Source organism: Lysobacter enzymogenes (genome assembly GCF_017168095.1).
GTDB classification, from domain to species: domain Bacteria; phylum Pseudomonadota; class Gammaproteobacteria; order Xanthomonadales; family Xanthomonadaceae; genus Lysobacter; species Lysobacter enzymogenes_D.
The window spans coordinates 1-10,000 of record NZ_LXSD01000274.1; the positions used below are offsets into that span (position 1 = coordinate 1).

Sequence of the window (10,000 nt, forward strand, 5' to 3'; positions counted from 1 at the left end):
GTTCGGCGCGGGCCTTGGCCGCGGCGCGGCGCTGCGCCTCGGCGCGCGCGGCGGCGGCGCGCAGCTTGGCCAGCAACTGCTCCAGCCCCTTGGCGTCGCGGCCGAGCTCGCGCTCGCGGGTGCTGCGGTCTTCGTATTTTTCGTTGATCTGGGCGACCAGGGCGGCGCGGTCCTTGCGGTCCTTTTCCAATTGGCCGAGCTGGCTGCGCTGTTGCTTGCGGGTGCTGTCGAGGCTGGCGCGGCGCTCGACGATCTCGCGCTCGAGCTTGTCCAGCTCGCGCAATTGCGCGGTGAGCTCGTCGATGCGGCGCGCGCGATCGCGCTGCAGATAGCCGTGGTAGGTCAGGATGCGGCCGCTGTCGGCGACGCGATCCTGCGACAGCAGCGCCTTGAGCGGCGCATCGTTGCCCTGCGCGTAGGCGGCGCGCAACAGTTGTTCGAGTTCCTGCCGGCGCGCGCCGAGGGTCTTCTTGAGCGCGTCGCGCTTGTCCTGGGTCTGCTTGAGCGCGGCGTGCTCGCGCGCGAGCCGGGTCTCGGTGTCGCGCAGCACGCGGTTGGAACGGCCGACCTGTTCGTCGGCCGCGCGCAGCCGCTGCGCGGCGTCGCCGCGCTGGCCTTCCAGCTTGCGCCGCTCGGCCGCGACCGATTTGAGCTCGGTCTTGATCTTCTCGAGCTTGCGTTCGGTCTCGCGGCTGTTGCCCTGCGCCGCCGCGCGCGCCTGCGGCAAGGCCGGCGGCAGGGCCGCCAACAGCACCAGCAACCACGCGCAGGCGGTCCGCATCAGCCCTCCAGCAGGCTGCGGCCGGTCATCTCCTCGGGCTGCGGCAGCCCGAGCAGATCCAGGATGGTCGGGGCGACGTCGCGCAAGGCGCCGCCGGCGCGCAGGCTGGCCTTGCGCGGGCCGACGTACACCAGCGGCACCGGGCCGACGGTGTGCGCGGTGTGCGGCTGGCCGGTGGCAGGGTCGCGCATCATTTCCAGGTTGCCGTGGTCGGCGGTGATCAGCAGCGCGCCGTGCACGTCCTGCACCGCCGCGGCGATCGCGCCGATGGCCTTGTCCACCGCCTGCGCGGCCTGAATCGCCGCCCGCAGGTCGCCGGTGTGGCCGACCATGTCGGGGTTGGCGATGTTGCAGATCGCTACGTCCACCGCTTGCGCGCGGATCGTCTCGACCAGCTTCGCGGTCACTTCCGGACAGCTCATTTCCGGCTGCAGGTCGTAGGTGGCGACCTTCGGGCTCGGCACCAGGATGCGGCTCTCGCCGGCGTAGGGCTCTTCGCGCCCGCCGCTGAAGAAGAAGGTGACGTGGGCGTATTTCTCGGTCTCGGCGATGCGCAGCTGGGTGAGGCCGTGCGCGGCGAGCAGTTCGCCGAGGGTGTTGCGCAGGTCGTCGGGACCGAACGCGACCGGCGCCGGCAGCTTGGCGTCGTACTCGGTCAGGCAGACGAAGCGCGACAGCTTCGGCTTGCGCGCTTCGTAGCCGTCGAAGTTCGGATCGACGAACGCGGCGGTGAGCTGGCGCGCGCGGTCGGCGCGGAAGTTCATGAACACCACCGCGTCGCCGTCGGCCATCGGCTGCGCGTCGCCGATCACGGTGGGAGCGACGAATTCGTCGGTCTCGCCGCGCGCATAGGCCGCGTCCAGGCCCGCCAGCGCGGTCGCGGCGCGGTGTTCGCTCCTGGCTTCGACGATCGCGTCCCAGGCGCGCAGCTGGCGGTCCCAGCGCTTGTCGCGGTCCATCGCGTAATAGCGGCCGCCGATGCTGGCGATGCGCGCGTTGCCGGCCTGCTCGCACACCTGCTGCAGCCGCTGCAGGCTCGGCGCGGCCGACTTGGGCGGCATGTCGCGGCCGTCGAGGAAGGCGTGCACGGCGACCTGGGCCACGCCTTCGCGGCGGGCCAGTTCGATCATCGCGAAGAGGTGTTGCTCGTGGCTGTGCACGCCGCCGGGCGAGAGCAGGCCCATCAGATGCAAGCGGGCGCCTGCGGCCTTGGCCGCGGCGCAGGCCGCGCGCAGTTCGGCGTTGGCGTAGAAGCTGCCGTCCTCGATCGCCGCGTCGATCCGGGTCAGGTCCTGATAGACGATGCGGCCGGCGCCGAGATTCATGTGGCCGACTTCGGAATTGCCCATCTGCCCGTCCGGCAGGCCGACGTGGCGGCCTTCGGTGTGGATCAGGGTGTGCGCCTGGCTGGCGAGCAGGGCGCGCCAGTTCGGCAGATCGGCCTGGGCCAGGGCGTTGTCGGCCGGATCGTCGCGGTGGCCCCAGCCGTCGAGGATCAGCAGCACTACGGGCTTGGGGCGGGAGGTCGCAGACACGTGGGCGGTTCCTATGACGAAGGGCGGTATGACTAAGGACGGGCGCCGCGGCGCACGGATTGGGCGATTGTAGCGAAGCGCGCGATGAAGCCCCGGGGAACGGTGCCGCAAACGCCGCCGCAATCGGTGGCGCCGGCGACGCCGCGGCCGGCCCGCTCCCGCCCCGCGGATTTTTTCGCCGCGGCGTAAACCGTCCGCACGGCCGCCGCATCACAAGCCTTGCCTACCCGAACAACGGAACCCGCCATGACCCGCACCCGCCTCTCCTTCTGCCTGTCGGCCCTGATCGTCCTGTCCAGCGGCGCCGCCTATGCCGGCGACGACGTCAGCAAGGTCAACGGCAGCATCACCGTCGACGCCGGCCAGACCCGCGGCGACCTGGACACCGTCAACGGCAGCATCCGCATCGGCGACAACGCCTCGGTCGACGAAGCCAAGACGGTCAACGGCAGCATCAGCGTCGGCAACAACTCGCGCGCCAACCGGCTGGAAACGGTCAACGGCAGCATCCGCGCCGGCACCAGGCTCACCGCCAGCGGCGGCCTGGAAACCGTCAACGGCGGCATCTTCGTCGACCGCGGCGGCCGCCTCGGCGGCGACGTGAGCACGGTCAACGGCTCGATCGGCCTGGTCGCCACCGAGCTCAACGGCGGCATCGACACGGTCAACGGCGACGTCACCGTCGGCGTCGACTCGCACGTCACCGGCGGCATCAAGTACACCAAGCCCAACGGCATCAGCTTCCGCCAGCAGCGCGATCCGGTGGTCATCATCGGGCCGAACGCGCGCGTCGACGGTCCGCTGGTGTTCGAACGTCCGGTCAAGCTGTACGTGCACGCCAGCGCCAAGACCGGCGCGGTCCGCGGCGCCACCGCCGTCGCCTTCACCGGCGCGACCCCGCCGGCGCAGTAAGCCTCTGCGCCCCCGCCCGGGCGCCCTTCTCCTGGCCGTGAAGGGCGCCCGGCGCGGGGGCTTCGGCCTCGCGTCGCGCGCGCCGCCGGGCGAAGCGGCCGGATCGGAAAAGTCCGGCCCGGCCGTTCAGCGCCATCGCCGCGCAGGCCAGCCCCTAGAATGGACCTCCCCCACGCCCCGGCCGCCGGCCGCCCTTGGAGGTTCCACACTTTGTCCCGACCCAATCCGCTGTTCGCCGCGACCTCGCTGGTCGTCGCGACCCTGGCCCTGAGCGCCTGCAACAAACCGCCCGCCGACGGCGCCGCACCGGCGCAGCCGGGCGGCGAGGCCGCCGCGGCCGCTCCGGCCGCCGCCGACCACGCCTTCGACGCGGCGATCAACGCCGCCGACTTCGCCCAGCACGTCAAAGTCCTGGCCTCCGACGAGTTCGAGGGCCGCGCCCCCGGCAGCGCCGGCGAGGACAAGACCGTCCAGTACCTGGAGGCGCAGTTCAAGCGCCTGGGCCTGAAGCCGGGCAACGGCGACAGCTATTTCCAGACCGTGCCGATGGTGGAGACCACCGCCGACGAAAGCACGACGCTCAAGCTCGACGTCAAGGGACAGGCGCGCGAGCTGAAGTTCGGCACCGACATGGTCGTGGGCACCCGCACCGGCCAGCCGGAGGTGAAGGTCGAGGCCAGCGATCTGGTGTTCGTCGGCTACGGCGTCAACGCGCCGGAGCAGCAGTGGAACGACTACGCCGGCGTCGACGTCAAGGGCAAGACCGTAGTGATGTTCGTCAACGACCCGGGCTTCCACGGCCAGGACGCGACCTTGTTCGAAGGCAAGCGGATGACCTACTACGGCCGCTGGACCTACAAGTTCGAGGAAGCCGCGCGCCAGGGCGCCAAGGCCGCGCTGATCGTGCACGACGACGCCGGCGCGTCCTACGGCTGGGACGTGGTCAAGAACTCGTGGTCGGGCGCGCAGTTCGACCTGCCGGCCAAGGATGATCCGGAACCGCGCCTGCCGGTGCAGGGCTGGATCACCGCCGACACCGCGCGCACGCTGTTCGCCGACCTCGGCCAGAACCTCGACCAGCTCTACCAGGCCGCCGGCAAGCGCGGCTTCAAGGCGATCCCGCTGCAGGCCAAGGCCTCGGTGGATCTGAAGAGCAAGATCAGCGAGAAGTCCTCGCGCAACGTGATCGCGCGCCTGGACGGCGCCAAGCGTCCGGACGAGGCCATCGTCTACATGGCGCACTGGGATCACCTCGGCCATCACAGCGAGGAAGGCGGCCACGAAGGCCACCCCGCGGCGGCCAAGGGCGAAGGCCACGACACCATCTACAACGGCGCGGTCGACAACGCCTCGGGCGTGGCCGGCATCCTGGAGATCGCCGAGGCCTTCAGCAAGCAGACGCCGCCGCCGGACCGCTCGCTGCTGTTCCTGGCGGTGACGCTGGAAGAGTCGGGCCTGCTCGGCTCCAAGTACTACGTCGCCCATCCGAGCGTGCCGCTCGACAAGACGGTCGCGGTGATCAACCTCGACGCGATGCCGATCATCGGCAAGTCTAAGGACATGACCGTGGTCGGCTTCGGCAGCTCGGAGCTGGAAGACATCCTCAAGACCGTCGCCGAGGGCCAGGGCCGCGTGCTGCACGCCGAGAACACGCCGCAGGACGGCTTCTACTTCCGCTCCGACCACTTCAACTTCGCCAAGGCCGGCGTGCCGGCGCTGTACGCCAAGGGCGGCGACGACCTGATCGACGGTGGGGTCGAAGCAGGGCAGAAGGCGCAGGTCGCCTATCGCGACCAGCGTTACCACAAGCCGGCCGACGAGTTCGATCCGAACTGGAAGCTCGACGGCGTGGTCCAGGATCTGGACGCGCTGTACGGCGTCGGCAAGGTCCTGGCCGGCAACGAACAGTGGCCGAACTGGTACCCGGGCAACGCCTTCCGCGCCGCCCACGACAAGCTGATGGCGCCGGCGAAGAAGTAAGCCGCCAGGCCGCGTTCGAGCCGGGCGGGTCCGAGCCGAGCGCGCTCCGCCGCGGCGGATCGGCCCACCGGTCCGGCCGCCCGCGGCCGCAAAGCGATCCGACGACGGCGCCCCTGGGCGCCGTCGTTTTTTCCGCTAGGCTGGAGTCGCCGCGGTGGTGCGGCACGGCCGCAAGGAAGGCCCATGTCGATGACGATCGCGTACTGGTGTCTGCTTGCCGCGGCGCTGCTGCCGTACCTGTGGACCTCTTTGGCCAAGGTCTACGGCCAGCGCTACGACAACCGCGATCCGCGCGGCTGGCAGGCGCGCCAGGAAGACCCGCGCTCCAAGGCCGCGTACGCCGCCCACCTCAACGCCTTCGAAGCCTTCCCGGCGTTCGCCGCGGGCGTGCTCGGCGCGCAGATGGCCGGCGTGGACACCGGCTGGATCGATCTGCTCGCGATCGCCTTCATCGTGTTCCGCGTGCTCCACGGCGTGTTCTATCTCGCCGGCAAGCCGCCGCTGCGCAGCGCGGCGTGGGCCGGCGGTTTCCTGTGCGTAGTGGCGCTGCTGGTGCTGGCCGCGCTGGCGGCGATCTGAAGCGATCCGGATGCGCGAGGCGCCACGCCCATGAGCAAGACGCCGGTTCAAATCCATCGCGTCGCCGGCGGCGACATCGTGTTGTGGATCGACGACGGTCAATCGATCCATATGAAATTGCGCGGTTCCAACCTCGACCCGGTCGAACTCAACGAGGACGAAGCCGAGTCGTTCGCCCAGACCCTGACGCTGCTGGCGCAGCAGTTGCGGTCCTCATGATGCGCGACCGCGGATGCAGCGCCCCCGCCGATCGGGCCGCGTGAATCGCCGAATCGAATTCCACACCGTACTTCTTTCCCCTTCCGAGCCCCGCATGTCCGCGCCCCCGACGTTCGACCACGATGAGTTCGCGCAGGCCCTGCGCGAGCAAGGCTTCCGCTTCGTCGCCGGGGCGCAAATGCGCAGCCACTTGCTCGAACACGGCACGCTGCGCGACTGGGACGCCTTCGCCGACAGCTGGAACGACCTCGCGCCGGACGTGTATCTGGCCCAGGTCGGCCGCCATCGCCGCCGCCGTCACGCGGTGTTCCACGCCCGGCGCGACGGCGCCGTCGAGCGCCGGCCGCACCAACCGCATTACCAGAGCTTGAATTACAACGTGCTGCAGGGCGACATCGAACGCTGGTTCGAACCGGTCCGCGACGACATCGCACAAGGCGCAAGCCTGCAGACCGTGCTGGCCTTCTGCCGCGACTTCTTCTCCGCGCTGGCGCCGCAGATCGCGGCCTGGCACATCGAACTGCACCAGTTCCGCATCGAAGCCGGCCCCGACAACGAAGGCCAGCCCACGCCCGAAGGCGTGCACCGCGACGGCGTCGACTACGTGCTGGTGCTGCTCATCGACCGCCACAACATCGTCAGCGGCACCACCACCATCCACGACCGCGACGGCAGCCTGCTCGGCAGCTTCACCCTGACTGCGCCGCTCGACGCCGCCCTGGTCGACGACGCGCGCGTGTTCCACGGCGTAACGGCGGTGACGCCGCAGGATCCGACGCGCGAGGCGCATCGCGATGTGCTGGTGGTGACGTTCAGGGCCGAGCCCTGAAAAGCGCTCGCGCACTGTTGCGCGGGAGCGGTTCATGGCTCGCTGAACGACGGATCGGGACGACACCCGATCCGATCACCGGCCGCTCCTACGGTCGCCTTACGCCGCAGCCGTGAGGTTGTTGGCGACGTTGAGCGTCGTGCCGCCGGACGAAATCCCGCCGACGTTGCCGATGAGGTTGTTGCCGACGATGGTGACCTGCGACGGGTTCTCGTACAGATTGATCGCTGATCCCTGCATGTAGGTGATCGCGTTGCCGGTGAATACGATGTTGCGGCTGCTGCCGCGCAAGTACAGCCCCTGGTTTCCACCGGAGATCGTGTTGCCGGTGATGACGACGTTTCCACCGCCGATCTCGATCGCGCTGCGGCCCGGCGTGGCGTAGAACTGATTGGCCGAGACCGTCCCGCCCGCCGCTTGCGCGTCGATGCGCAACGCCGTGTCCTGCAGGCTCGAGAACCAGTTGTCGTTGAACTGGAAATTGGACAGGTAATTGACCTGCACGCCGATCGAATCGCCGCCGTCGAAGTCGTTCTCCTGCAGTTTCACCGACGGAATCGTCCACTGCGGCGTACCGTTGAGGCTGACGCTGATGTTGTGCTGGCGCAGGCAGATGTTGCGGCGGAAGTAGATGCCCTCGACGTAGCCGTTGCCCGACAAGGCCGTGCGGCCGTAGTCGAAACGGCAGTCGTACACGGTCAGGTCGACCAGGCGGTCGCCGTCCGTTCCCGTACCGCTGATCGAAACGTGGGTGCCGAGGCACCTTTCCGAGATCACGTTATGAACGTAGATCATGTAACCGCGTTCGAACGACATCACGTCGAAGATCTTGTTGTCGCCGTAGAAATAGCAGTCGCGCACGATCACCGTGTTGCACAGACGCGAGCGGATCGAAGCCGCCGATCTGGATGCGGTCCCAGCGGTTGGTTCCGTCGCCCAACTGGATCGCGTCGCCGGAACCGCCGTGCAAGAGCGTCGCGTTCTCCCCGCTCAGCCAGATGTGGCTGCGCAAGACCCGCAGGATGCCGTCGAAGCGGTAGACGCCGGTCGGAAACTGCACATCGAGGAACACCCCGGGGCGGGTATCGATTGCGGCCTGGATATACGCGGTGAGATCGGCGCTGCCGGTGCCGTCGAGTACGCCGGCGCGCAAGTCCGCGGGGATGAAGTCCAGCACCGAAATCCGTTCGCTGGGAGCGATCGAGGCCGCCAATGCAGCGGAAGGAAACCCAGAAAGAGCGACGCCGGTGGAAACGGCGGCGCCGGCGGCGAGCGGTACGGAGATGAATTGGCGGCGGTGCATAGGAACTCCTGATCGATCGGCTACAGCAGCCTCCTTGGCTGCGTTACCAGGATATCGATCGGCGCTCTCGTGCATTGCGATGGTGGGTGACGCGGGGCGGCGGCCGCCCGCGTTTTCGCCGTTAGAACGTGCGCAGTTTCCGTGCCGGCGGTTCCGGGGTATTTATTTTGTGCAAAAGAAGAAGGCCGGACCCTTACGGATCCGGCCTTCGGTGTAAAGCCCCTGGCGATGACCTACTCTTGCATGGCTTAAGCCACACTACCATCGGCGCATATGCGTTTCACTTCCGAGTTCGGGATGGGATCGGGTGGTTCCACACAGCTATTATCACCAGGGAGAGGGTGGAGGGTCGCTGTCTTCGATGGATTGAAGTAGCGCGCACGCTCTCGTTGGGTGCTTTCAACGCGATGGACTGCGTTGTCGGCGAATAGATTGGAATGTAGCGAGTCAGTGTTTGGTCTGGAGTGTCGACGCGTCGTCGAGTCCAAGGCCACTTGAGGTTATATGGTCAAGCCACACGGATCATTAGTACAGGTTAGCTCAATGCATTGCTGCACTTACACACCCTGCCTATCAACCACCTAGTCTTGATGGTTCCTTTAGGGGAGTCGAGCTCCCGGGAGATCTCATCTTGAGGCGCGCTTCCCGCTTAGATGCTTTCAGCGGTTATCGCTTCCGAACATAGCTACCCGGCAGTGCCACTGGCGTGACAACCGGAACACCAGAGGTTCGTCCACTCCGGTCCTCTCGTACTAGGAGCAGCCCCTCTCAAATCTCCAACGCCCACGACAGATAGGGACCGAACTGTCTCACGACGTTCTGAACCCAGCTCGCGTACCACTTTAAATGGCGAACAGCCATACCCTTGGGACCGACTACAGCCCCAGGATGTGATGAGCCGACATCGAGGTGCCAAACACCGCCGTCGATATGAACTCTTGGGCGGTATCAGCCTGTTATCCCCGGAGTACCTTTTATCCGTTGAGCGATGGCCCTTCCATACAGAACCACCGGATCACTAAGACCTACTTTCGTACCTGCTTGATCCGTCGATCTTGCAGTCAAGCACGCTTATGCCTTTGCACACAGTGCGCGATGTCCGACCGCGCTGAGCGTACCTTCGTGCTCCTCCGTTACACTTTGGGAGGAGACCGCCCCAGTCAAACTACCCACCATACATGGTCCCCGACCCGGATAACGGGCCCAGGTTAGAACGTCAAGCACGACAGGGTGGTATTTCAAGGATGGCTCCACCACAGCTAGCGCCATGGTTTCATAGCCTCCCACCTATCCTACACAGACGAACTCAACGTTCAATGTAAAGCTATAGTAAAGGTTCACGGGGTCTTTCCGTCTTGCCGCGGGAACGCTGCATCTTCACAGCGATTTCAATTTCACTGAGTCTCGGGTGGAGACAGCGCCGCTGTCGTTACGCCATTCGTGCAGGTCGGAACTTACCCGACAAGGAATTTCGCTACCTTAGGACCGTTATAGTTACGGCCGCCGTTTACTGGGGCTTCGATCAAGAGCTTCGCCTTGCGGCTGACCCCATCAATTAACCTTCCAGCACCGGGCAGGCGTCACACCCTATACGTCCACTTTCGTGTTTGCAGAGTGCTGTGTTTTTGATAAACAGTCGCAGCGGCCTGGTCACTGCGGCCCCTCTCAGCTATGAACCAAAAGGGGCGCACCTTCTCCCGAAGTTACGGTGCTATTTTGCCTAGTTCCTTCACCCGAGTTCTCTCAAGCGCCTGAGAATTCTCATCCTGCCCACCTGTGTCGGTTTACGGTACGGTCTGCGTAAGCTGAAGCTTAGGAGCTTTTCCTGGAAGCGTGATATCAGCAGCCTAGCCCTAATGGGC

9 protein-coding genes and 2 rRNA genes (1 of these 11 cut by a window edge) are annotated in these 10,000 nt (G+C 66.6%); 5 read left to right on the forward strand and 6 right to left on the reverse strand.

What is annotated here, in order from left to right; all coding sequences use genetic code 11:
* Both A7A76_RS08065 and gpmI read right to left on the reverse strand, forming a co-directional pair.
* A partial coding sequence (locus A7A76_RS08065) for a murein hydrolase activator EnvC family protein (RefSeq protein WP_428995106.1) occupies positions 1-781 on the reverse strand: 781 nt, incomplete at its 3' end.
* Positions 781-2,316 carry a 2,3-bisphosphoglycerate-independent phosphoglycerate mutase gene (gene gpmI, locus A7A76_RS08070; RefSeq protein ID WP_206410714.1) on the reverse strand — a complete coding sequence of 512 codons (1,536 nt, stop codon included), beginning with the start codon at positions 2,314-2,316 and terminating at the stop codon, positions 781-783. The genes A7A76_RS08065 and gpmI, both read right to left, overlap by 1 nt.
* Before the next feature lie 246 nt (positions 2,317-2,562).
* Here gpmI and A7A76_RS08075 point away from each other — a divergent pair, with 246 nt between their 5' ends.
* From A7A76_RS08075 to A7A76_RS08095, 5 genes are all read left to right on the forward strand, one after another.
* A complete protein-coding gene (locus tag A7A76_RS08075; RefSeq protein WP_206410715.1) occupies positions 2,563-3,228 on the forward strand; it encodes a hypothetical protein in 666 nt (221 codons plus the stop codon).
* A 210-nt stretch (positions 3,229-3,438) separates the two neighbouring features.
* Positions 3,439-5,208: a M28 family metallopeptidase gene (locus A7A76_RS08080; RefSeq protein WP_428995107.1), complete on the forward strand. Its 1,770-nt coding sequence runs from the start codon at positions 3,439-3,441 to the stop codon at positions 5,206-5,208.
* 183 nt (positions 5,209-5,391) lie between these two features.
* The gene (locus A7A76_RS08085; protein ID WP_206410717.1) at positions 5,392-5,787 is read left to right on the forward strand and encodes an MAPEG family protein; all 396 of its coding nucleotides are present in this window, start codon (positions 5,392-5,394) and stop codon (positions 5,785-5,787) included.
* A 30-nt stretch (positions 5,788-5,817) separates the two neighbouring features.
* On the forward strand, positions 5,818-6,006 hold the full coding sequence (locus tag A7A76_RS08090) for a hypothetical protein (RefSeq protein WP_206410718.1): 189 nt from the start codon (positions 5,818-5,820) through the stop codon (positions 6,004-6,006).
* A gap of 94 nt (positions 6,007-6,100) precedes the next feature.
* Positions 6,101-6,835, forward strand: a complete 735-nt coding sequence (locus tag A7A76_RS08095; RefSeq protein WP_206410719.1) for a 2OG-Fe dioxygenase family protein — start codon at positions 6,101-6,103, stop codon at positions 6,833-6,835.
* A 99-nt stretch (positions 6,836-6,934) separates the two neighbouring features.
* On the opposite strand, the gene A7A76_RS08100 is transcribed toward A7A76_RS08095, so the two are convergent.
* From A7A76_RS08100 to A7A76_RS08115, 4 genes are all read right to left on the reverse strand, one after another.
* Complete coding sequence (locus tag A7A76_RS08100; RefSeq protein WP_206410720.1) at positions 6,935-7,696, reverse strand: right-handed parallel beta-helix repeat-containing protein; 762 nt, start codon at positions 7,694-7,696, stop codon at positions 6,935-6,937.
* Complete coding sequence (locus A7A76_RS08105) at positions 7,614-8,138, reverse strand: hypothetical protein (RefSeq protein WP_206410721.1); 525 nt, start codon at positions 8,136-8,138, stop codon at positions 7,614-7,616. Before A7A76_RS08105 ends, A7A76_RS08100 begins: the two co-directional genes overlap by 83 nt.
* 220 nt (positions 8,139-8,358) lie before the next feature.
* Positions 8,359-8,473: ribosomal RNA gene (rrf, locus tag A7A76_RS08110) — 5S ribosomal RNA — on the reverse strand.
* A gap of 169 nt (positions 8,474-8,642) precedes the next feature.
* Positions 8,643-10,000, reverse strand: a 23S ribosomal RNA gene (locus tag A7A76_RS08115) (it continues 1,507 nt past the right edge of the window).